This is a genomic window from Clostridium sp. C2-6-12 (assembly GCF_009928485.1).
Lineage (GTDB): Bacteria > Bacillota > Clostridia > Clostridiales > Clostridiaceae > Clostridium.
Genome location: NZ_JAABNP010000016.1, coordinates 1 through 26,283 on the forward strand (window position 1 = coordinate 1; position 26,283 = coordinate 26,283).

18 protein-coding genes and 1 riboswitch are annotated in these 26,283 nt (G+C 30.8%); all 18 genes read right to left on the minus strand.

The features are described 5' to 3' along the window. Window positions 1-325: 325 nt before the first annotated feature. Window positions 326-3,925, minus strand: a complete 3,600-nt coding sequence (locus GXK56_RS14340) for an InlB B-repeat-containing protein (protein ID WP_160688507.1) — start codon at window positions 3,923-3,925, stop codon at window positions 326-328. 257 nt (window positions 3,926-4,182) lie between these two features. Further along, entirely contained in the window at window positions 4,183-6,024 is a 1,842-nt protein-coding gene (locus GXK56_RS14345) for a hypothetical protein (RefSeq protein WP_160688509.1), read from the minus strand. Between the two features lie 151 nt (window positions 6,025-6,175). Continuing rightward, window positions 6,176-8,236 (minus strand): HD domain-containing phosphohydrolase, encoded by a 2,061-nt coding sequence (locus GXK56_RS14350; RefSeq protein ID WP_243156132.1) that lies wholly within the window; start codon window positions 8,234-8,236, stop codon window positions 6,176-6,178. Between the two features lie 388 nt (window positions 8,237-8,624). Further along, window positions 8,625-10,166, minus strand: a complete 1,542-nt coding sequence (gene guaA / locus GXK56_RS14355) for a glutamine-hydrolyzing GMP synthase (protein WP_160688511.1) — start codon at window positions 10,164-10,166, stop codon at window positions 8,625-8,627. 234 nt (window positions 10,167-10,400) lie between these two features. Beyond that, entirely contained in the window at window positions 10,401-11,858 is a 1,458-nt protein-coding gene (guaB, locus tag GXK56_RS14360) for an IMP dehydrogenase (protein WP_160688513.1), read from the minus strand. Between the two features lie 148 nt (window positions 11,859-12,006). Further along, a riboswitch (purine riboswitch) is annotated at window positions 12,007-12,104 on the minus strand. Window positions 12,105-12,237: 133 nt separating this feature from the next. Further along, entirely contained in the window at window positions 12,238-12,738 is a 501-nt protein-coding gene (locus GXK56_RS14365) for a prepilin-type N-terminal cleavage/methylation domain-containing protein (RefSeq protein ID WP_160688514.1), read from the minus strand. Window positions 12,739-13,124: 386 nt separating this feature from the next. Continuing rightward, window positions 13,125-14,750 carry a chaperonin GroEL gene (gene groL / locus GXK56_RS14370; protein WP_160688516.1) on the minus strand — a complete coding sequence of 542 codons (1,626 nt, stop codon included), beginning with the start codon at window positions 14,748-14,750 and terminating at the stop codon, window positions 13,125-13,127. A gap of 76 nt (window positions 14,751-14,826) precedes the next feature. After that, window positions 14,827-15,111, minus strand: coding sequence for a co-chaperone GroES (gene groES / locus GXK56_RS14375; protein ID WP_160688518.1), 285 nt, complete (start codon window positions 15,109-15,111; stop codon window positions 14,827-14,829). A 384-nt stretch (window positions 15,112-15,495) separates the two neighbouring features. Then, window positions 15,496-16,983, minus strand: coding sequence for a 4Fe-4S dicluster domain-containing protein (locus GXK56_RS14380; protein WP_160688520.1), 1,488 nt, complete (start codon window positions 16,981-16,983; stop codon window positions 15,496-15,498). A gap of 186 nt (window positions 16,984-17,169) precedes the next feature. Beyond that, the gene (locus GXK56_RS14385; protein ID WP_160688522.1) at window positions 17,170-18,093 is read right to left on the minus strand and encodes a DNA-3-methyladenine glycosylase 2 family protein; all 924 of its coding nucleotides are present in this window, start codon (window positions 18,091-18,093) and stop codon (window positions 17,170-17,172) included. Window positions 18,094-18,116: 23 nt separating this feature from the next. Next, entirely contained in the window at window positions 18,117-18,530 is a 414-nt protein-coding gene (locus GXK56_RS14390) for a C-GCAxxG-C-C family (seleno)protein (RefSeq protein WP_160688524.1), read from the minus strand. Between the two features lie 227 nt (window positions 18,531-18,757). Then, entirely contained in the window at window positions 18,758-19,924 is a 1,167-nt protein-coding gene (locus GXK56_RS14395) for an NADPH-dependent butanol dehydrogenase (RefSeq protein ID WP_160688526.1), read from the minus strand. 182 nt (window positions 19,925-20,106) lie between these two features. Beyond that, window positions 20,107-20,955, minus strand: a complete 849-nt coding sequence (locus GXK56_RS14400) for a 3-hydroxybutyryl-CoA dehydrogenase (protein ID WP_160688528.1) — start codon at window positions 20,953-20,955, stop codon at window positions 20,107-20,109. 148 nt (window positions 20,956-21,103) lie between these two features. Then, window positions 21,104-22,111, minus strand: coding sequence for an electron transfer flavoprotein subunit alpha/FixB family protein (locus tag GXK56_RS14405; RefSeq protein WP_160688530.1), 1,008 nt, complete (start codon window positions 22,109-22,111; stop codon window positions 21,104-21,106). Between the two features lie 22 nt (window positions 22,112-22,133). Beyond that, the gene (locus GXK56_RS14410; RefSeq protein ID WP_160688532.1) at window positions 22,134-22,913 is read right to left on the minus strand and encodes an electron transfer flavoprotein subunit beta/FixA family protein; all 780 of its coding nucleotides are present in this window, start codon (window positions 22,911-22,913) and stop codon (window positions 22,134-22,136) included. A 13-nt stretch (window positions 22,914-22,926) separates the two neighbouring features. After that, the gene (locus GXK56_RS14415) at window positions 22,927-24,066 is read right to left on the minus strand and encodes an acyl-CoA dehydrogenase (RefSeq protein ID WP_160688534.1); all 1,140 of its coding nucleotides are present in this window, start codon (window positions 24,064-24,066) and stop codon (window positions 22,927-22,929) included. 104 nt (window positions 24,067-24,170) lie between these two features. After that, a complete protein-coding gene (locus tag GXK56_RS14420; RefSeq protein WP_160688536.1) occupies window positions 24,171-24,956 on the minus strand; it encodes a short-chain-enoyl-CoA hydratase in 786 nt (261 codons plus the stop codon). 335 nt (window positions 24,957-25,291) lie between these two features. Next, the gene (locus GXK56_RS14425) at window positions 25,292-25,927 is read right to left on the minus strand and encodes a redox-sensing transcriptional repressor Rex (RefSeq protein ID WP_160688538.1); all 636 of its coding nucleotides are present in this window, start codon (window positions 25,925-25,927) and stop codon (window positions 25,292-25,294) included. Window positions 25,928-26,283: the final 356 nt, after the last annotated feature.

Below are 26,283 nucleotides of genomic sequence, written 5' to 3' on the forward strand. Positions count from 1 at the left end.
ATCACAAAGGAATGGCTTATTTATTTTTTACAGATTCTATTTATTCAACAACCTAATAACTATAAAAATAAAATAATACACCTTATTTTAATTAATACTTTTATCTATTTTTATATACATATTTTATACCTAATTTAACTTTATTTCCATAATTAATAAAATTCGCCTTTAACATTCCCTGATCTTAAATGTCTAAAACCTATTTAAATTTATAATTACAGTTTATATGTAGCTTTATTATTCAAACATATATAAAGAAACTGCCTTACATCAAAAATTTTTTTCCTAATGTAAGGCAGTTATAAACTTAGATAGTATATTAAATTTATTGTATATAAATTAATAATGAAGTATATTGTGAATTTCCTTTAGCATCTATCCATTGATAATATTTAGTTATTGATTTAGCAGACACTTTTGTCCAACTATCTTCATTTATAGCTACAGGAATTTTCTCATAATATTGTCCATTTTTCACATTTGGAGAAGTAGTGCTACTTAATGAAATTGCCGTTGCTAATTTTAATTCATCTAAACTATTAGCTACTTTTACACTTACTACTGTTGATGGCATAGTAGGTTTAGTAGGTATCATTTCCACATTTGCAATTTGATAATTCGCATCTGGAGTAGCTTTTCTTATTACCTCTAAAGCGGTCTTGTTTTCATCAGTAAATGGAATATTCTTAAATCCAATCTTAACAAAACCTGGTGTTTCTGTACCCCCAATGGTTATACCTGCATCTGTATATGCCTTAGATATTTGAACCGATGCAGTAGTAGTTACTCCATTTGAGTCTATATCCGAATAAGTTATCAAATCTGAACGTACTGATTTTCCTTGTAATAATGTTTTATATAGAGTAGCTGTGTAATCTTTAGTTGTTCCATTCTCTGCTTTTACAGTATAAGTCACTTGGTTTGCACTATTTAAGAAATTGCTTGTTATTACAAAACTTCCATCTGTACCTGGAGACACTGAATTCACTGTAGTTAATGGGCTTGCCTTTATATTTGCTTTTAAGTTACTAACATCCATTTCAGTATTAGTATACGTACCAGTGCCAGCATCAGTAACAATAATTGTAGGTACAACCGCTGTAATAGTTCCACTTAAACCGCCTTCAACTATTGTTCCTGTATAATCCTTATTATCAGTGCCAGTTATGCTAAACGAAGTAATTGATTTTGCACTACTTAAAGTTCTAGAAATATTAGTTGCAGATATTTCTAGTTTTTGTTCTCCTGATTCTGGATTTGTAGCTCCAAAACCATCACTAGTTGACTTCTTCCTGATATATATCCAATTGCCTGCTACAAAATCAGTATCTGTTAAGTCTTTATACGTTGTTATCGAGTCAAAAGATTCTGCATTTGTCCAGTTTGGATTTACAGTAACACTCGCACTTGTAGTTACTACACAATATTCATATTTTACATTAGCTTCTAGTCCTGTTAATCTCATTGTGTAATCTTTAGGTATTGCTACTTGTTCTCTAGGTGCCAAACTTATACTTGGTGTAGCTGGTGTACTTATAAAATGTATCAGAGGATTTGAAGCTGCTTTTACTTCTTTTGTTGGATCTACTGCTGAGTTAAATACTACATTAACATAACAACTAGATGGTGTATTTTTAGTTCCATTATTATAAAAGTCTTGTATTGCTTCCTTTTTAATTGTTATTGTCTTACTACTTGCAGTTTCATAATATTTTGTATTATCGAGTACAGTATTTCCCAAACTTACTGATTTAACTCCATTAACTTTCTTTGAACCAGTTCCTAAAGTATAGCTAAATACTGCATCATTTGATATTCCTGAATCCATATTAAATACTACAGCCGTACTTGTAGTCACTGAAGGAGCTACTGCTACGCCTACATTTAGACTTTCAGTATATAATTCTATATCTCCATTTAATGCTATTGGTATTTTAATAGAAGTAGTCAATGGATATCCATTGTAGTATCCTGGTGTCGTAATTCCATTATCAGCAAATTCACTATATAGAAGTTCTTTTGAAGTACCATCAGCATAGTTAGCTATTATACGTAATTTATTAAGATCTAATTTATCATTTATAGCATAATCCAATGTGAATCCACTAGTTGCTGCACTAACAACTTCTTTTAGACTTTGAACACCAGCTGTTTGAGGAACTTTTACATCTAATGTTGTACTAACTTGCGCAGTACTTAGTAATCTATATCCCGCTGGAACATCAACGGCTGCAATCATATTCCATGATTTTACCACTTTTCCATCAAATTGACTACCACCATCAACAGACCACGATTTTACATTAACTTCTACTGTTTTACCGTTATCATCAGTTAATACAACTTTACTTGGAAGTATTGAATTTACTTGTCCTATATTCACTATATGTTGATTTGTATCTAAAATCTTTCCAGGTATTTGAGTTGGATTTGATATTTTTATTCTATTATCTGTTTGTATTCCAGATGATGTTATTATTACTTTTAGTTTTGCTGTTGGTAATGGACTTACAGAACTAGTATACCCTGTTGGTAACCCTAGTGTTGCAGTTAATTCATATTCATCAGCTTTAGTTCCATCAAATGGTTTGCTACTAGCTTCTGACCAATCCTTTATTGGCATTTCTATTTGTTTTGTTGTTCCATCACTTAAAGTGCAGGTAACTTTAGCTGTAGTTGGAAGTTTTCCTGATGTTTTTAATAATGGTAAATCTACAGCATCTCCTGGTCCACTTATCACAACATCTGCTATTCTTGTATTTGGATCAATTCCAATTATTTTTCCTCCTGTAGTAGTGTTTCCGCCTGTATTATCTCCAGTTCCTGGTGTGTTTCCACCTGTGTTACCTCCAGTACCTGGTGTTGTTCCAGAATCAACTTGTCCACTAATTGATATATTGTATTTTCCTATAACGCTTGAATTGCCAGCTGAAGTAGCTACAACTATAACACTTCCATTATCTGATGCTGTTAATAATCCACTTGAACTTATGGTTGCTTTTCCTGTTCCATTTTCAACTGACCATATTACATTCTTATCACTTGCATCGATTGGTAATACATTTGCAGTCATTTGTAAAGTTCCACCCTTAGTTGTTATAGTACTTGAACTGCTTGATATTTCAATTTCTTCTGCAAGAACTTTATTTCCTGGGTTACTATTATCATTATTACCACTATTACCAGAATTTGATGATGCTTCCTTCCATTGTGCATATAAGCTTATATTACGATCCACAGTTAATTTTTCACCTGCATCATAGCTGGTTCCATTTCCATTTTCCTTAGTATTCCATTCAACAAATTCATAGCCTTTCTTAGTAGGTTTATATAGTGAAACTTCTTCTCCCTTTTCAATACTATTTGTTCTAAGATCATCTCCATCATCATCTCTAAATCTTAAAGTATATTTAACAAGATTTTGTGGATCTCTTGCTACTGTATTTGGTGTACCTGGTGATGAATCTTCATTTCTAACTACCTGCTCTGGAGTGTAAGGGACCGTTGGTTCACCTGATTTTCCAAAAGCCTTAGCAGGTGTAGGCACATTACTCCCTACAGCAGCTCCGCTTTCATTAAACGTATAATATTTTCCATCAATTACAGCATTCCCTGTTTGCATTGCTCCGCTATTAGAAAATAAATAAATCTTCCCTTCAACTTGAACAACACCTGTTTGCATTACTCCATTGCTATCTAAATAATATCGTGCTCCCTTATCATCAATCCATCCAGTTTTCATTGTTCCTGAATAGTCATAAAAATACCACTGATCACCTTTTTGCTGCCAATATCCATTGCTTTGACTAATTCCATTTTGCCAAGCATAAAAATCTACTGCTAATACACTTGATGGAACCAAAGTTCCCATAGACGTTGTTATAACTGTAGCAGCAATTATTTTCTTTAGAAAATCACTTTTCATTAAAACTTCCCCCCGTATAAAATTTATTATGTCTCCAATATAAATCAATTGATTAATCTATATTATAAATCTCATCAAATATGGCGTATAAATCTATTTTCGATATATTTCTCTATAACTATAGTACTATAAAAAAAAGTTATATACTAGGACATTTATCAAAAAAATCCTCTACACCCATATTTGATGTAGAGGACTTATTATTCTAAAATAGTTTATTTTTGAATCAGTAAATAAGTTAAGGATATATTATTCTATTATCTTAAAACGCCTTCTGAATCAAAAACATATTTTTTGCCATCAATATATCTTGATCCTGTAACCATTCTTCCATTAACATTGAAATAATATGTTTTCCCATCAACAGTAATCCATTCATTTTTCTTCATCTTACCACTGTTTTCATCTAAGTAATACCATCCATCAGAACCTTCCACCCAGCCTGTTTTCATTGATCCATCTATATCTGCAAAATACCAGCTTCCATCTGCTCTAAACCAGCCTGCTTTCATTTCTGACGACGGATCTTCAAAATAATACCACTTATCTCCTACTTTAAACCAACCAATAGCAGATTGTCCATTATCTTTTAAATAGTGCCACCTATCTTTATTTGATTTCCAAGCAGAAGTTGCCATAGTTCCATCTTCATTGAAATAATACCAATAATCTTCTACCTTAAACCAGCCCTTGGCCATCTTTCCATCTGCTTTTACATAATAAGTTTTACCTGCAACCTTAACCCATTCCATCTTCTTAACAGTTCCATCTTCACCAACATAATACTTCTCTCCATTATCTTCGATCCATTGATTAAAGATTTCATATCCTTTTTTCTTATCAAAATAGCATCTCTTACCATCTACAATTTGCCATCCTGTTTCCATTGCACCATCAATTCTATTAAAGTAGTAAGTTTTTCCTCCTATATTTTGAACTCCCTTTAAACTTATTCCATCTTTATCATAATAATATCTATATCCGTCTCTCTTTCCCCAGCCTTTTTCATTATCAAATCTGTCAAAGACTTTATCCCAAGCATCATCTACATCATCATTTTTCTCACTAATAGAATCCGATAAGTCATTCATAGAATTACTTAATTGATCAAGTGCCGATGTCACCTTATTCGAAGCATCATTAATGCTATTTGTAACACCAGTAATTTTATTTGAAGCATCTGATATACTTGATTTCACTTGACTTGTAACTTGTGGTTGTATTAACGCTATTAATTGGTCTTTACTCATCCCAGCTAATTGTTGATTTATTATACCTATCAATTGTTCCTTGCTCATTCCTGATAATTGTTGATCCATAGTTGCTATCAATTGTTCTTTGCTCATTCTTGACAGTTGATCATCCATAATTCCTATCAATTGCTCTTTTGTCATTCCTGATAATTGTTCATTCATAATTCCTATCAATTGTTCCTTGCTCATTGCTGACAATTGTTGATTCATAATTGCTATCAGTTGTTCCTTTGTCATTCCTGATAAAACATGGTTCATCATTGCCAATAATTGTTCCTTAGTCATCGTTGATACTGATGCTGCTGGTACTCCCAAGCTAACCATCATTCCTCGTAATTGCGCTTCAGTCATACCTGATAATTGCTTACTTATCATTGCTATTAATTGTTCTTTGCTCATTGTTGATAATTGTCCATTTATCATTGTTATCAATTGTTCTTTAGTCATTGCTGATAATTGCTGATTCATCATTGCCAGCAATTGTTCTTTTGTCATTGCTGATAATTGTTGATGTATCATTCCTCGTAATTGTGTTTCACTCATACCTGCTAACTGTTGATCTATCATTGCAATTAATTGTTCTTTTGACATACTTTGTAATTGAGCATTTATTATATTCTTCAATTGATTTGTGTCCATATTGTTTAATTGTTGTTTTACCAAACTATTTATTTCTTCATCTAAGAATACAGATTTAGGATCCTGAGCTTGTACAGTATCAGCCTTAGCATTTACATAAAATATATTTAAATTATCATTTTTACTTAAATTACTTATTGGCATCAATGCGCATATGCTTGTTATAGCTAGTAGTAATACAACAACTTTATTAATTCTTTTTATCATAATTTATCGCCTCCAAAATATCTAATCATATTATACCATTTATACTGACCAGTTCAAGTTTTTTATATAAATTTTAAGTATAACTGATTAAAATATACAAATAAAAAGGTGTTTTATAACAATAATATATCATTATAAAACACTCTTATTCCTAATCAAAAAATCCTTCTTCTTCTAACATTGAAATAAATTCTTTTGCAATTTCAGGATCAAATTGTGTACCTGCACATCTCTTATATTCTTCTTTCACATAATCTTTATCAAAGGCTTCTTTATAAACTCTTTTATTTGTCATTACATCAAAAGAATCAACTATATTTAATATTCTTGCTAGTAAAGGAATTTGTTCTCCCTTTAATCCATTTGGATATCCTGTACCATCATACCTTTCATGATGTGCTAATATTTCATTTGCAATATGTGCAAATTCTGGACTTGATGATGCTATTCTATATCCTATATCACAATGGGTTTTCATAATAGCCCATTCTTCATCCGTAAGCTTTCCTGGTTTCATTAAAACATGTTCTGGTATTCCAATTTTACCTATATCATGAAGTGATGATAATAATTCAAGTTCATCTAACTTTTCTGCTGCAAGCCCAATTCTTTTTCCTAATTTATAACTTAAATTTTTAATTCTTACAGTATGCTCTTCTGTTTCGCTGTGCTTTACATGCAAAGTCTTTAGAAGCGAGTTTATTGCAGTACTTCTAGCACTCTTATCCTCCATGAGTTTATTTCTATACATTCTTTTTTCTGCTAAACTCATTACAGCTTCTGTATCTTGATTTTCTTCATCTGGAGCAGCATGTCCCCAAGCTATACTTATATTAAAATGAAACTTCATTCCATTTTCACACTTGTCTTTTATATTTTCTATTACCTTATCTACATAAGCATCATCCTTATTAATGACTAATATTACAAATTCATCCCCACCCCATCTTGAAACAATATCATCTGGCTCGCAGCTTTCAATAAGTATGTTACTCACAATACATAACAACTTATCTCCTTCTAAATGGCCCAATGCATCATTAGTAAGCTTCAATCCATTAAGATCTCCCATTATAATATGATACTTTGTATTTTTGTTTTTATCTAGTGCACTAAACATTCTCTCCATATGAGCCCTATTCTTAAGTCCTGTGAGTTTATCTGAATAGCTCAAAAATGAAATTTCTTCATTAGCAGAATATATTATTGATAACATTTTATTAGTAGAATCAGCTAATTTGCTAATTTCATCTTTACCAGACATCTTTATTGTTAATGTAGTATCTTTAGTATCGGCAACTTTATCCATAAAGTTTGTTAACGTAAAAACTCTTTTCAATATATATTTGTTAATAACATAAGTATTAAAAGCTATAATCACAACCATTAATCCCAAAAATTGAAAGATAAAACTTTTGAAGAAATGAGTAATATTTTCTTCATTATAGTTTATATTAAATGTAGTCATAACAATATTATCATTGCCATTAATATCCTTCATTATCTTGTCAGTTTCAGCTTCTTCTTTATTATATGCAATTATTCCATTATCAGAATTTATATATTCTATATTCTCACTTTGTTTAAATTTTTCTGCTTGAGCTTCTTTAAATTTCACATTAACTGCTGTAATTTTTTCTATATAATTTAATAATTTCTCGTCAACTTCTCGAACCATTATTAAATAACCATTACTTTTTGCCTGCTTATCAGATGAAGTCACATCTAAAATTCCAATTACATAAAAATGTCCAAGCCATGATAACAAACCTGTTTTTTTAGCAGCTGTCTTTTGAAAATTTTTATTATTTTCTAAAAGTTTTTCAACAAAAATTTTGCTAATTCCTTCTTTAATATTATTTTCCTTGTAATAAATTATATTTTTATCATTGTCTAAATAAATAATACTCTTTACTTTTATATTTTCCAGAGTGTCTTCTTGTAAATTTGACTCAATATATTCCTCAGTTGGATTACTTATAAACTTATATGTATCATCCCATTGTCCCCAATCAACAAGAACGCTTTCCAAGCTTTTTTCTTCTTCATTTATTATGTAATCCATTACTTCATAGCTTTTTTTAATACGTTGCTCTTGATTCCTATTTATGTACCCAAAGTAGGAGGAATAAAATATTGCGATAGTAACTACAATCACTGCTGTAACACTTATTAATCCCATCAATAGTGTTTTATATTTAATACTCATCATTATTGCCTCCTCATAAATTACCAGTATTTTAAATAGCTATAGTTAATTTGGAATAAAAATTAACTTAATAGCTATAAGAAAATATCCTAACTACAATATTAATCAGATTATATAATTACCTTATAAAAACCTATGCGAATAAAAAAATAAACTTTGATTTTCATATTTATACTGTCACACTAATAGTATCATTATTTTTTATACCATTCAACAAATGTGAGTAATATCAGTCAAAAATAGAATTTATATAAAATATATTACAAGTTTTATATAAATAATTAAAAAAAGGTAGGTATGCTATATATCTGTCAATAATATAACATACTTACCTTTTTACATTTTTATTTAATTTTAATTATTGTAATAATCCAAATATCATTATATATCTTTATTCAAATTCTATAGTAGCTGGTGGTTTTCCTGTGCAATCATACATTACACGATTAACCCCTTTAACTTCATTTACAATTCTAGTTGTTACTTTTCCAAGTACTTCCCATGGAAGTTCAGCCGATTCTGCTGTCATGAAATCACTTGTAGTTACTGCACGAAGTGCTATTGCATAATCATAAGTTCTTTCATCTCCCATTACACCTACTGAACGCATATTAGTAAGTGCTGCAAAATATTGACCTATTTCTTTATCAATACCTGCTTTTGCAATTTCTTCTCTATAAATAAAGTCAGCTTCTTGAACAATTTTAACTTTTTCAGCTGTTACTTCACCTATTATACGAATTCCAAGACCTGGACCTGGGAATGGTTGTCTGTAAACTAACTTTTCAGGGATACCAAGTTCTAAACCTGCTTTACGTACTTCATCTTTAAATAATAATCTTAATGGTTCTATTATTTCTTTAAAATCTACATAATCAGGAAGTCCTCCAACATTATGATGTGATTTTATTACTGCTGATTTACCAAGACCGCTTTCAATTACATCTGGATAAATAGTTCCTTGTACTAAGAAATCAACTGTTCCTATTTTCTTAGCTTCTTCTTCAAATACTCTAATGAATTCTTCACCAATTATTTTTCTCTTTTCTTCTGGTTCTTCTATTCCTGCTAATTTTTCGTAAAATCTTTCTTGAGCATTTACACGAATAAAGTTTAAATTGTATTGACCATTAGGTCCAAATACTTCTTCAACTTCATCTCCTTCATTTTTACGAAGTAAACCATGATCAACAAATACACATGTTAATTGATTTCCAACAGCTTTTGAAAGCAATACCGCTGCAACAGATGAATCAACTCCGCCTGATAATGCACATAATACTTTACCAGTTCCAACCTTTTCGCGTATTTCTTCAATTGTCTTTTCAACAAAGGAATCCATTTTCCAATCTCCAGAGCAACCACAAACATCATACACAAAGTTTGAAAGCATCTTTGTTCCTTCTTGGGTATGCATTACTTCTGGATGAAATTGAACTGCATATAGATTTTTTTCTTCACATTCCATACCTGCAACTGGACATACTGGAGTATTTGCTACTATTTTAAAGCCTTCTGGTGCTTTTTCTATATAGTCTGTATGGCTCATCCAACAAATTGTTGATGATGATACACCTTTAAAAATCTTTGAATCTGCATTAACATCAACTTTTGTTTTACCATATTCACTTACAGGAGCTGTTGCAACCTTTCCTCCAAGAACATGTGACATTAATTGTGAACCGTAGCATATTCCAAGTATAGGAATTCCAGCTTCAAATAATTCTTTATCACATAAAGGAGAATCCTCACCATATACACTGTTTGGCCCACCTGTAAATATGATTCCCTTTGGATTCATTTCTTTTATCTCTTCAACACTTAAAGTATATGGATGAACTTCGCAATATACATTACATTCTCTAACTCTTCTAGCAATTAACTGATTATATTGTCCGCCGAAATCAATAACTAAAATTAATTCTTTTTTCATGGTTTCCTCCTAAAAAGTTATTCTATTTGTATTATTAACTAAATACATTAATTTATCAATATAAAATACGAATTTTTTTTATATTTATCTACTTTTTATTCGTAATATTATATAAAATAGCATAATGCACAACGTGCATTACATTTAATTACTAATTATGTAATAATAATTAAAATTGTACATTGTGCATTATTTAAACAGTAATTATTGATGTTAATCTCAAATAATTGACAACTATTGTCCTACACTATAGTTAGGTGCTTCCTTAGTTATATTAATATCATGTGGATGACTTTCTCTTTGTCCTGATGCTGTTTGAACTACAAAGTTAGCTGTTTCATATAATGTATCAAAATCTTTTGATCCTAAATATCCAAGCCCTGATTTTATTCCCCCCATTAATTGGAATATTGTATCTGAAACAAATCCTTTATAAGCTACTCTTCCTTCAACGCCTTCTGGAACTAATTTTTTATTTCCTTCTTGGAAATATCTATCCTTAGATCCACATTCCATTGCAGCTAATGAACCCATTCCTCTATAAACCTTGTAACTTCTTCCTTGGTATATTTCCATTTCTCCTGGTGCTTCATCGCAACCTGCAAATAATGATCCCATCATTGCAACAGATGCTCCTGCAGCTAATGCTTTTACTATATCTCCTGAATATTTTAATCCACCGTCAGCAATTACAGGTATTCCATATTTTCTACCAACCTCTGCACAATCCATAACAGCTGTTAATTGAGGAACTCCAACTCCTGCAACTACTCTTGTAGTACAAATTGATCCAGGTCCGATTCCAACTTTAACGCAATCTGCTCCAGCTTTAATTAAATCTTCTGTTGCTTCAGCTGTAGCAATATTTCCTGCTATAACTTGTAAGTCAGGGAATGCTTTCTTTATTTGTGTAACTGCATCTAAAACACCTTTTGAATGTCCATGAGCTGTATCAAGAGTAATAACATCTACTTGGGCTTTTACTAAAGCTTCTACTCTTTCCATCATGTTTCCAGTAACACCTACTGCTGCCCCACATAATAATCTTCCTTTATCATCCTTTGCTGCATTTGGGAACTTTCTTACTTTTTCAATATCCTTCATTGTAATTAGTCCCTTTAAGTTTCCATCCTTATCTACTAAAGGTAACTTTTCAACTTTATGCTTCTTTAAAATTTCTTTAGCTTCTTCCACTGTAGTATTTTCTGATGCTGTTATTAAGTTGTCCTTTGTCATTACTTCAGAAATTTTTCTTTGGAAATTTGTTTCAAAAATTATATCTCTATTTGTAATTATTCCTATTAACTTTCCTTCTTTAGTTACTATAGGAACTCCTGATATTCTATATTGTGCCATTAGATTTTCTGCATCTTGAATAAGATGGTCTTGTGATAAGTATATTGGATCAGTAATAACTCCGTTTTCTTGTCTCTTAACTCTATCAACTTCTTTTGCTTGCTCTTCAATAGTCATATTTTTATGTATAATTCCGATTCCGCCTTCTCTTGCCATAGCTATAGCCATTTTTGACTCAGTTACAGTATCCATTCCAGCACTCATTAAAGGAATGTTTAATTTTATTTTTTTAGTTAACTGTGTTTTGGTACTAACTTCCCTTGGTAGTATCTCTGATTTATTGGGTACTAGTAATACATCATCAAAAGTATATGCTGTCTTAATTATTTTTGCCATTATAAGTCCTCCTCAGTTTTTGAATTATTTATTTCATTTTTCATAATTTATGACTACTTATCCTGCATTTATAATGCTATTTTTATGTACAAAAAAAGCACATTAACACTCTAAGTGATGTTAATATGCTAATAAAAATATAAATTTAGCCTATACTAATATCACTCATAGTCGGAAATTTACGGCTTCCGGTAGATACTCCTTGCCATATTCAAGGTATATACAAGTTTTTAAATGCGCTATATTTTAAATTAAAACTATTATAATGTATGTATAATCCAAAGTCAACAAAATTGAAACTAAAATTGCAATTTAAATAAATATTGTATTTTTATACTGATTGTTTTTCATCTTTTTGCAGTTAATACTTTTCTTTCATTCAATTATTTTCTGACTTTGCATTTACTCCTGTACTTGCTTTTCCATTTGTTTCTGAAGATATTGTTGATGGGTCTAATATATCATTGTCTTTTCCAAAATCAAATTCAGCACCATTTATTATTTGATAACAATTTTTTAAACTAGTTACATCTGTATTTAAATTATCCAACTTAACACCTTCTAAGTATTTGCTTATGCCCTTATTACCTATAGCCGTCTTTACATTCAGATTTTCATTCAACTGAGATCCCTGCTTTAAATTATAAGATTCAACAGCCATTATAACTTTTCTAGCTTGATCTACTACCTTTACTTTTTTAGCTTCCTTTATATAACCATTTACATTAGGTAAAATAACAGCTGCTAAGATTCCTATAATCGCTATTACTGCAATTACTTCTATTAAGGTAAAACCTAATTTTCTTTTGCCTTTGAAATTCTTTGTACTTAAAATTTTTCTTATAGCAACATCGTTTTTCTTTATAACAAATATATTCATTCTTATCTCCTTTACTTTCTTGTTATCTAAATTATCCCTGTTTAATTATTTCTTATACACTGCTTAGTAAAATAATTTAAATTAAATTTTGCTGAATAACAAAGTACTATAAATAATTTTAATAATATATAGGTTTGTAGATCATAATTTTCTATACTCTCTATTTAGAAAACTAATATAAAATCATATAAACTTAAATTAATCATGGAAAAGTTTATTATTTTTACTAATAATAAAGTCTGCTTCGCAGAGTATGTGTTTCTGCTACTTTTTAAAGTTATCCACAGATCTAACGTTTTTATAATTGGTCTAAAGAACAAAAAAGGTAAGCACTAATTAATAATGCTTACCTAATATCTATGTTAAAAGTACTTCATACTTTTATTTTAGTACATTCCATCCATTCCCATTCCAGGACCACCTGGCATTGCTGGTTCTTTAGCTGGAATATCTGCTACTGCAGCTTCTGTTGTTAAGAATGTTGAAGCTACCGATGCTGCATTTTGAAGTGCTGATCTAGTAACCTTAGTTGGGTCAACTATTCCACCTTTTATCATGTTTATATATTGATCATGTAATGCATCATATCCAACACCTGGTTCACTGTTCTTAACTTTTTCAATTATTACTGAGCCTTCAACTCCTGCATTAGCAGCAATTTGTCTTACTGGTTCTTCTAATGCTTTAACGATTATACTTATTCCAACTTGAGTATCTGGAACATCTGAAGTTAATTTTGCAACTTCGTTAATTACATTAACATAAGCTGTTCCACCACCAGCTACTATACCTTCTTCAACAGCAGCCTTTGTTGCATTTAAAGCATCTTCAATTCTAAGTTTCTTTTCTTTTAGTTCAGTTTCAGTTGCTGCACCTACTTTGATCACTGCAACTCCACCTGCTAATTTAGCTAATCTTTCTTGTAATTTTTCTTTATCAAATTCTGAAGTTGTTTCTTCAATTTGAGCTTTGATTTGGTTGATTCTTTCTTTTATTGCAGATGAATCACCTTTTCCATTAACTATAACAGTATTTTCTTTATTTACTTTAACACTGTCAGCTGTACCTAACATATCTAAAGTAACTTCTTTTAGATCTCTTCCTAATTCTTCTGCTATAACAGTTCCACCAGTTAATGTTGCAATATCTTGTAACATTTCTTTTCTTCTATCTCCAAATCCTGGTGCCTTTACAGCTACACAAGTGAATGTTCCTCTTAATTTATTAACTACTAATGTAGCCATTGCTTCGCCTTCAATATCTTCAGCAATGATTAATAATTTCTTACCTGACTGAACAATTTGTTCAAGAATTGGTAAGATCTCTTGAATATTTGTGATTTTTTTGTCTGTTATTAATATAAATGGATTATCTAAGTTAGCTTCCATTTTTTCAGTATCTGTAGCCATATAAGGCGAAACATATCCTCTATCAAATTGCATACCTTCAACTACATCTAATTCAGTTCCCATAGATTTTGATTCTTCTATAGTAATAACGCCTTCATTTCCTACCTTTTCCATAGCATCTGCAATTAACTTACCAACTTCTTCATCAGCAGCTGAAATCGCAGCAACTCTAGCGATATCTTCTTTTCCATCTATTTGCTTAGATATCTTTTGAATTTCCTCAACAGCCTTATCTACAGCCATTTTTATACCAGTTCTAATTAAAATAGGATTAGCTCCAGCTGTAACATTTTTTAGTCCTTCTCTGATTATTGCTTGAGCAAGTAATGTTGCAGTTGTAGTACCATCTCCAGCTACATCATTAGTTTTTGTTGCAACTTCTTTAACTAATTGAGCCCCCATATTTTCATATGGATCTTCTAATTCTATTTCTCTTGCAATTGAAACTCCATCATTTGTGATTAATGGTGCTCCAAATTTTTTATCTAATACTACATTTCTTCCTTTAGGTCCTAAAGTAACTTTAACTGTATCAGCTAGTTTATCTACACCTATTTGCATAGATCTTCTTGCATCTTCTCCAAATTTTAACATCTTAGCCATTTATATAACACTCTCCTTTTAATACATTTTAATTATTAATTCAATAATATTGATTTCTAAATATAAATTATATTTATTATTCAACTATAGCTAATATATCTTCTTGCTTTAAAATAGTATATTCCTCTCCATCTACTTTTACTTCTGTTCCAGCATACTTAGAATATAATACTTTATCTCCAACTTTAACTTCCATAGCTATTCTATTTCCATCTACAATAGCTCCAGGTCCTACTGCTACCACTTCTGCTTCTTGTGGTCTTTCCTTTGCAGTTCCAGTTAAGACTATTCCACTTTTAGTCTTTTCTTCTGCCTCTAATTTTTTAATTACTACTCTTTCACCAAGTGGTTTAATTTTCATGAAAAACCCTCCTTAAAATATATATATAATTTTTTTAATATTTAAACTTTTCTGTTAGCACTCATCAATGTCGAGTGCTAACATAAATATAATATCCTTTATAACCATTTAATTCAAACATTACTTCTAATATTATATCCTGTTATTCCGCGAATATTCCCCTTTATGTTAAATTATATTGAATTTACTTAAATTTTCTTCATTTTATGCCTAATTTAATTTTCTTCTTAATATTATCTTCTAAAATAGCTGCATATTGACTTATCACCATAACTTAACAAAAAAACTCCAATCAAACAAATTAATGCTGATTGGAGTTTTTCTTGTTAATCTACTAAATATTGTTCCTCAACTCTTGACTCTGCACTCTGAACAGATTTACGTTTATCTTTCTAAGTTTATTCCATGATATTCATCTAGGCATTTATTTGATAAAACACTCTTAATTGTAGATTGTTGATTTATCTTTGTAAATGGTGTTTTTGCCTTCATTGCAGATACGATCTTAGCAGCTCCATTTATACAACCGCCTTCACACATCATCCCTTCAATGAAATTACCATCTAGTTTACCAGCTTTAGCCATAGTCATAGTCTTCTTAATCTCCGCTCCACCAGAAACCTTTACTGGTTTAAATTCCACTTTAACACCTTTTTCTTGAACGTAGTTTTCTATTGCAGCAGTTAATCCTCCACCTACAGCAAAGTTTCTACCAAATATTGAAGCTTCATCAACTACAATATCCTCACAAGTTGCTGGATTTACTTCAAATGCATCAAATAAAGCTACTAATTCTTCAAAAGTTAATACATAATCAACTGCATCTTTTATGGAATCTATTAATGCTTCATTTTTCTTCGCAGTACATGGTCCTATAAATACAACTTTAGCAGCTTTATCTTTTGCTTTTATATATCTTCCTGTAGCAACCATTGGTGAAACAGTTCCTGATATTCTTTCAGCTTGATCTGGCATTACTTTTTCTATATAACTTAAGAAACCTGGGCAACACGAGTTAGTCATATAACTATCCCCATTTTCCATTCTTTCTATAAATTCATTACTTTCATGTACAGTAACGGCATCTGCTCCACAAGCTGCTTCTAGCATATCATTAAATCCTAATGCTTTAATTGCATTTTTAACTTGTCCATAAGTAGTCTTTGGTCCAAATTCTCCAGTTATAGCTGGTGCAACTACAGCATAAATATTTTCTTTACCCATTAATTCATTAACAACTTTAACCATTGAACTCTTGTCTTCTATAGCTCCAAATGGACATGCTGACATACATGCTCCGCAGTTTACACATTGACTTTCTGTAATCTCAGCACTAAAATCATCTGCGTTATAATGCACTGCTCCTGTTGGGCATGATTTTTTACAAGGTCTCATATCTTCAACAATTGCATTGTAAGGACATGCTTTAGTACACATACCACATTCTTTACATTTATCTGGATCAATATAAGCTCTTCCATCAACATATGAAATAGCTCCAAAATTACATGCACTATCACATTTGTGAGCTATACAGTTTCTGCAAGCATCAGTTACTTCGAATTTCTTTGTTGGACATCTATCACAAGCTGCTTTAATAACATATAATATTTGTTTTTCTTCTTCAACATTAATTAATTCTTCTGCATTTTTTCCATTAGGCTTAAATCCTGCTGCTAATTTAACTCTTTCTAATACTACTTCTCTTTCGCGTTCAACAGTATCTCTATAATTTGCAATTTCCCCTTGAATCATAGCAAAAGGAATTTGCTCTAATTCTTCTTTGTTAAGTTTATTCTCCTTTGCTAATACAGCAACTCTTGTAAGGACCTCATGTTTTAACCTTAAAAGTTGATTATCAAATTGAAACATTATACACACTCTCCCATGAATAATTTTTATCTAAACTTTTCTCACCAAATGATTATAACACATTATTGTTAAAAATATAACAAATATTATGTAGTTTAAATTTTCTGAATTTTTCAATTTGAGACCTGTTTCACTATATAATAACCACACTTTTGACCTATAAATTAGACCCCTTCCTCACAATCATTAATCAATTTTTATTTTATTTTCACGTGCATAATAAAACAAGTATTGCTGCGCAAATCCAGCCAGCTTACCAAATTTATTTCTTCCAAAAATCCTTATTTTATTTAATGACGAATCCTCTGCCCCGTAAAAATGAATCATCGCACGCTTAACCCATACATCTACTGGAAACGCTGAAGTCTTTTCCATTGAGAAAAGCATTATACAATCTGCAACCTTTGCTCCAACGCCTTTAAATTCCTGAAGTGCGGTATGACACTCGTCATCATTTAAGTTTTTAATATAATCCAAATTATATTTTATTAATGAATTTTCTCCATTATTCTCTGAGCTATTCTTTATTGAATTATATACATTTTGTATTGTATCTACTATATATTTACTTCTAAAAGATGCTCCTGTTTCCTGTATCTCTTCTAATTTAGCATCTTTTATATCTAATATATTAGGAAATGTATAATAAGTTTTCCCCTTATATTGAATTTCTTTACCCCATTTGATTGATATTTTATTCACAGTCTTTTTTATTGATGGAATATTATTTCTTGCTGAAATAATAAAACTTAAAAGCATTTCAAATGGATCTTGATTTAGAACTCTTACTCCATATCCAAATTCAATACTTTCTCTAAGAAGGCTATCCTTTGATAATTCATCTTTAATTTTTGAATAATCTCTATCTAAATCTAAATATTTTATCCATATATTTTTCACTTCTTCTTCTGTAGAATTGTAAATTATTATATCCGTACCCTCTTCTTTAAGTTCAATAACTTTACCTAAGGCAATTATAATAAAATGCCCCTCTGCAACTTCCTCAAATCTAAAAATTTGTCCACATTCAAATATATGTTTTAATTTAAAATTTTTAACTTCTTCTATAATCACATAATCATCACAAGATTTTATCCCTTTATAATCCATTTATATCTTTCTCCTTTGAAAATCTATAATATTTTATTCTGCTTTTCTTTAAGAATAATTTCTTCTAAAATTTCTGCACCTGTTTCTATTATTAGTGTGCATCTTTTTACGTTAATATATTCCTTTTTCAAATCATCACATTTAATATATCCAAGTTTCTCTTGAAAATCGCTTATAAATTCTTGTGCCATCTCCTTTACTCTTGGACTTTTATGACCGCTTACTTCCGTAAACATTACTCCAATAACACCTGCTGCTCCTGTTATAACTCCACAAATATGTCCAATCCCTATCCCACCTCCAAATCCAGACATAACCTTCAAAGTTTCTCTCGAAAGATTCAGGTCATATTCTTCATTAGCTGCATACATAATACTTTCCGCACAATTTAAATCATACTTTTCTTCTCTATATTTTTTCACCATTTCTTTTAGCATTAATTACTCCACCTATCAAAAATAATTATCTATTAATATATTATATCACTTATCAATTATTCAGCAATAATTAAAAAGCAATCTAATTGCCTCCATAAAATACTTCATATAAAAACAACTCAGAAATTATTACGCTTAAACAATTTAATTTTCATTATAAATTTCTGAAGAACAATTAAAGGCTCCAGAATAATTCTTCTGGAACCTTTTTATAACTATATTACAAATTAAAATTGAACCTTATTTCCATAATATATACATTCAAATAATTTTTTCATTTCTTCTTTATCTAATTCTCTTGGATTTGAACCAGTACAAGCATCTGCAATTGCTCTTTCAGCAATCATATCAACTTTTGAATTAAATTCCGCTTCATCAATACCATATTCTTTTAAAGTTGTTGGTATTCCCATTTTCTTATTAAGCTCTTTTATAAGACTTGTTAATGAATCAACTAATTCATCATCTGTTGTTCCAGCTAGTCCAAGTCTCTTAGCTATTTGAGCATATCTATCTAATGCATCCTTTTTATTAAAATCAATTACGTATGGTAAATAAATAGCATTTGCACATCCATGAGGAATATGGAATACTGCCCCTGTCTTATGTGCCATACTATGAGTTATTCCAAGTAGCGCATTTGAGAATGCCATACCTGCTAAGCATTGAGAGTAATGCATTTGTTCCCTTGCATCTTTATCTCCATCATAAGACTTAACTAAATAATCACGAATCATTTCAATTGCTTGTAAAGCTAAAGGATCTGTAAATGGTGAATGTAATGTTGCCACATAAGCTTCAATTGCATGAGTTAAAGCATCCATACCTGTATGAGCTGTTAATGTAGGAGGCATTGTTTCAGCCAATTCTGAGTCTACTATTGCTATATCCGGAGTTATATTAAAATCCGCTAAAGGATATTTAATTTCAGTTTTATAATCCGTAATTACAGAAAATGCTGTTACTTCTGTAGCTGTTCCACTTGTAGATGGAATTGCTATAAATTTAGCCTTTTGTCTAAGCTCTGGTAAACCAAAAGGAACTACAGCTTTTTCGAACGTAAAATCTGGATACTCATAGAATATCCACATTGCTTTTGCTGCATCTATTGGAGAACCTCCACCCATAGAGATAATCCAGTCAGGATTAAATTCTCTCATTAATTCAGCACCTTTAAAAACTGTTTCAACTGATGGATCTGGTTCTACGCCTTCAATTAATTTAACTTCAATACCTGCTTCTTTTAAATATTCTAAGGCTTTGTCAACAAAACCAAACTTTTTCATTGACCCTCCACCAAGAACTAATACTGCTTTTTTACCTTTAAGCGTCTTTAACTGCTCTAGTGATCCTTTTCCATAATAAATATCTCTTGGTAATGTAAATCTCATCATAATTTTAATAACCCTCCTCAAAACTTATACTTTTAATATGAAAATATGGCGACTATATCCTCTATTCCCATACATAATATATTTCTATATTAATCCCTAAAATCCTTTACATTTTGTGATAATTTAACAAAAAAAATTCTCAAAAGAAATTTTCTTTTGAGAATTTTTTCAAAGTCTATATATTACTTAGAATAATCATAGAATCCTTTTCCAGTTTTTCTTCCAAGCCATCCAGCTCTAACATATTTTCTTAATATGCTACTAGCTCTGTACTTGTTATCTCCTGTTTCAGTGAATAAAACATCCATGATAGCTAAACATACGTCTAATCCAATAAGATCTCCTAAAGCTAAAGGTCCCATTGGGTGGTTAGCACCATATTTCATAGCTGTATCGATATCTTCTACTGAAGCAATTCCTTCTTGTAGGATGAAAGAAGCTTCGTTAATCATTGGGATTAAGATTCTGTTTACAACAAATCCTGGAGCTTCTGCTACTTCTACTGGTTCTTTTCCAATAGCAACAGATAATTCTTTAACAGCATCAAAAGTTTCTTGAGATGTAGCTATTCCTTTGATGATTTCAACAAGCTTCATTACTGGAGCTGGGTTAAAGAAATGCATTCCTATAACTTTATCTGGTCTCTTTGTTGCTGAAGCAACTTCAGTTATAGATAAAGATGAAGTGTTTGAAGCTAATATTGCTTCTGGCTTGCAAATTCCATCTAATTCAGCAAATATTTCTTTTTTGATTTTCATATTTTCTATAGCAGCTTCAACTACTAAATCACAATCAGCAGCTAAATTCATATCAGTTGTTCCTGAAATTCTTGAAAGTATAGCTTCTCTATCTTCTTCAGTCATCTTTCCTTTAGCAACTTGCTTTTCTAATCCTTTTGCTATTCCAGCGATTCCTCTGTCAACAAATTCTTCTTTGATATCTCTTACGATTACTTCACAACCCTTTTGAGCGAATGCTTGAACAATACCAGCACCCATAGTTCCTGCTCCAAGTACAAAAATCTTTTTCATGGATTAATCCTCCTCAAAATTTATATTATAGATATCCTTAGTTAAAATAAAGTACCTATTTTAACTAAGGATTAATTATTCATATAATCAATTATCTATATGTAATATTATTAACTTTTCCAAGAATCAATATTACAAATTATTTTAATTATTCAGCACTTTTTACTTCTTTAATTTGAGCTATTAATTCTGGTACTACCTTTGTAATATCTCCAACAATTGCATAATCAGCAATCTTCATTATTGGAGCTGAATCGTCCTTGTTAACAGCAATGATTAAATCTGAATCTTGCATACCAGCAACGTGTTGAATAGCTCCTGAAATACCACAAGCTATATATATTTGAGGTTTAACAGTTTTCCCAGTTTGACCTACTTGGTAAGCTCCGTCAATCCATCCGTTTTCAACAGCAGCTCTTGAACCTGCTACTGTTCCTTCTAAAGCAACAGCTAATTCTTGAAGAAGTTTGAAGTTTTCTTTACTTCCTACTCCTCTACCACCAGCAACAATGAAATCTGCTTCAGCTATATCTACGATATCTTTTTTAGATTTAATTGTTTCTAAAACTTTAGTTCTAATATCGCTGTCAGCTAATTGAACATCAACTTTTTCAATGTTACATTTAGATGGATCAGAAGTGATTTTTGCAAATACTCCTGGTCTTACTGTAGCCATTTGTGGTCTGTGGTCTGGACAAGCAATTGTAGCCATTAAGTTACCACCAAATGCTGGTCTTGTTGCTAAAAGATCTCCATTTGTAACATCAACATCAAGTGATGTACAGTCAGCAGTTAATCCAGTTGATAATCTAGCAGCTATTCTTGGACCTAAGTCTCTTCCAATGAAAGTAGCTCCTACAAATAATATTCCTGGTTTTCTTTCATTTGCTAAATCGCAAATAACTTTTGTGTAAGCCTCAGTTGTATAATGTTCTAAGTTCTTATCATCAGCAACTAAAACTTCATCAGCTCCGTGTTCAGCTAAAGTTTTAGCTAATGCTTCTATGTTATTTCCAAGTAATAAAGCTGTTAACTTTACTCCTAATTCATCAGCAATTCTTCTACCTTCTCCAAGTAGTTCTAAAGATACTTTTTGTAATTCGCCTTCTCTTTGTTCAGCAAAGACCCAAACGCCTTTGTAATCTGCTATATTCATAATAAATTACCCTCCTATTATCTTAGATGTAGTGTTTTTCTTTTAATTTTCCAACAACATAATATGCTGCATTTTTTGGTGCTTCTCTAACGATTTCTCCTGCACCTTTAACTTCTTTAGTCATTGATTTCTTAACCTTTGTAGGTGAACCTTTAAGTCCTAATTCAGCTACATCTACATCTATATCAGCTGCGCTCATAACTTTGATTTGATCATCTGAAGTTGAGAAGATCTTTGCAACATGCATATATCTAGGTTCATTTAATTCTTCGATTGCAGTTAATAAACATGGAGTTTTTACTTCTATTACTTGATGTCCATCTTCTAATGCTCTATTTACTATTAATGAATTTCCTTCAACTTTAACGTCTTGAACATAAGTTACTTGTGGAATGTTTAAATGTTCAGCTATTTCAGGACCAACTTGTGCAGTATCTCCATCAATCGCTTGTCTTCCAGCAAAAACTATATCATAATCTAATTTCTTAATAACACCAGCAATTGCTTTTGAAGTAGCTAAAGTATCAGCTCCTCCCATTGCTCTATCTGTTAATAGGATAGCTTCATCTGCTCCCATACATAATGCTTCTGTTAATGTTGCCTTAGCCATTGGAAGTCCCATTGTTACAACAGTAACTTTCCCACCTAATTTTTCTTTTAATTGAAGCGCACCTTCTAATGCATGCTTATCCTCTGGATTCATTATTGATGGAACACCATCTCTTATTAATGTACCAGTTTTTGGATCTATCTTTACGGCTGTAGTATCTGGAACTTGTTTTACACAAACTACTATATTCATTCTAAAAGTCCTCCTATCTTAAAATGCTTCCTGCGATAACCATCTTTTGAACTTCTGAAGTTCCTTCATAGATTTCAGTTATCTTAGCATCTCTCATCATTCTTTCTACTGGATATTCTCTAGTGTAACCATATCCACCAAAGATTTGAACTGCTTTAGTTGTAACTTCCATTGCAACATCTGCAGCAAATAATTTAGCTCTTGCAGCATCTAATGAATAAGGCTCACCAGCTTGCTTCTTTGTTGCTGCTAAGTAAACTAAGTATTTAGCAGCTTGTATTTTAACGTCCATTTCTGCTATATACCATTGTAATCCTTGGAATGCTGATAATGGTTTACCAAATTGTTTTCTTTCCTTCATGTAGTTAACAGCTTCTTCGAAAGCTCCTTCTGCAATACCTAAAGCTTGAGCAGCTATACCAATTCTTCCTCCATCAAGAGTCTTCATTGCTATACCAAATCCCTTACCTTCTTTGCTAAGTAAGTTTTCTTTTGGAACTACACAATTTTCCATAACTAATTCAGTAGTTGAAGATGCTCTAATACCCATCTTATTTTCATGTTTTCCTACTGAGAATCCTGGGAATGATTTTTCTACTATAAATGCAGAAATTCCTTTAGTTCCTTGAGATTTATCTGTCATAGCAAAAATTATGAAAGTTTCAGCAACTCCACCATTTGTTATGAATATTTTTGAACCATTTAAGATATAGTTGTCTCCATCTAATACAGCAGTTGTTTGTTGCCCTGCAGCATCTGTACCAGCACCTGGTTCAGTTAACCCAAAAGCACCAAGTTTTTTACCACTACATAAATCAGGTAAATATTTTGCTCTTTGTTCATTAGTACCATTTTCGTTAATTACTGATGCACATAATGATGTATGAGCTGATAATATAACTCCTGTAGTACCACATACTTTTGATAATTCTTCTACAGCGATTATGTATGAAAGAACATCTCCGCCTGCTCCACCAAATTCAGTAGAAAATGGAATACCCATTACGCCTAATTTAGCCATTTTTTCAACGTTTTCCATAGGGAATCTTTCTGTTTCGTCAATTTCAGCAGCTATTGGCTTAACTTCATTTACTGCGAATTCTCTGATCATTTGTTGTACTAATTGTTGTTCTCTAGTTAATTGGAAATTCATTAAATTACCCTCCTTGTTAATTAAACCTATTGATAACAAACTATATATAAATCTCTAAATAGATTTTTAACTTAATCTTAAAATATTATTTATGATTTTTATAATTATTTATTTTGGAAATTCTTTTCTGCTCTTCTTTCTAAGAATGCAGTCATTCCTTCTGTTTGATCTTCTGTAGCAAAACATTTTCCAAAGTCTTCTGCTTCTATTAATATAGCTGCATCTATGTCAACTTGTAATCCTCTGTCTATAGCATCTTTACAGTATGCAACAGCCTTTGGAGCATTCGCGGCAATCTTATTTGCCATAGCTTTTGCTTCGTCCATTAAGTTTTCTAATTCAACTACTTTATTTACTAAACCTATTCTATAAGCTTCTTCTGCATTTATTAAGTCACAAGTATATATTAGTTCCTTAGCTTTTCCTGGTCCTACAATTCTAGCCAATCTTTGAGTTCCACCAAATCCTGGAGTTATTCCTAGACCTGCTTCTGGTTGACCGAATTTAGCTTTTACTGAAGCTATTCTTATGTCACATGACATAGCAAGTTCACATCCACCACCAAGAGCAAATCCTGATATAGCTGCAATAACTGGCTTATCCAATTTTTCTAATCTTCTGAAAACATTATTTCCTAAGATTCCAAATTCTTTACCTTGTTCTTCATTTAGATCTTTCATTTCAGCAATATCTGCACCTGCAACAAAAGATTTTTCACCTGCACCAGTTAATATAACTGCATACACATTACTGTCTTTTTCTAAATCTTCTAAAACAGTATCTAAATCTTTTAATGTTTCTGAATTTAATGCATTTAATGCTTTTGGTCTATTGATTGTTACAACAGCTAAATGTCCTTCTTTTTCAAGAATCACATTATTTAATTCCATGTTAAGGTCCTCCTTCAAACTTGCTTATTTATTTTTTTTTAATTTTCTCACTATTTTTAATATTTATTTAACTCATTGTTAATATTATAACAAATGAGTTTAAAAAATATTAAGGTTCTAAAACCCCTAGTTAAAATTATAATACGTCCTTAATTTATTTGCAATAAAATATTATGTTTTATTGCAAGTTTTTTACCGAGATAGCCAATATTTTTTCAATAAAAAGGTATAAATACTATTTTGTTTGTGAAAAAAATAATAAACTTGCTTACTAAAATTACCTAATAAGCAAGTTTATCATTATGAAATTATAGAAATATATCTATTTTTATGATTTAATTATCACTTTCATTTAACAAATAAATCAAAGTCATTAAACTTTCACTCAAGTGAACATTTTCTACTTTTACATAATCAGGAACAACCAAATCAACTGGTGCAAAGTTCCAAATAGCTCTTACTCCACCTTTTATTAATTCGTCAGCAACAGCTTGAGCATTTTTTCTAGGAACACATATAATTCCTAAGTCGATTTTATGTTCATTTAAAACATTTTCCATATCATCAATGTCCATTATTTCAATATTTCTGATTTTCATTCCTATCAGCTTAGGATTAGCATCAAATATTGCTGTTATTTTAACTCCTAAATTTTCAAATCTTGAATAATTCGAAACTGCTTGCCCTATATTTCCGGCCCCAACTAGAGCAGCTTCATATCCTCTATCAAGACCTAATATAGATCCAATCTGAGCATATAACTCCTTAACATTATAACCATAACCTTGTTGACCAAAATCTCCAAAACAATTTAAATCCTGACGAATTTGAGATGCTGTAAAACCTATCTTTTCCCCTAACTCCTTGGATGAAATTCTATCTACATCGTTTTTCAGAAGCTCTTCAAGATATCTATAATATTTAGGCAATCTTTTAATAACTGCCATAGATATGTTTTTACTTTTTTCCATATATATTTTCTCCTACCTTAATAAATTTAACTATTTTAATTTTTATAATAGTTTAACTTTATAATTAACATTATAAAACATACTATCCATAATTAGTATATTTTTTAACAATCCAAATGCTAATTATTTGAATTTTTTATTTTATCTCACTAACTAAACACTATAATTTATAATTTTACCATACTTCTATAAATTTATGTCAAGGTAATTAAAATTATTTCACTAAAATAATAAATTTTATTATTTTCTCCAATCTCTTTAACCAATACTACCAAGTATAATGATAGCTTTTTCTAGTTTAAAAGTTTATGTAACAAACTTAAATCCTAAAAACACATTTAAAAAAGTATCTCAAA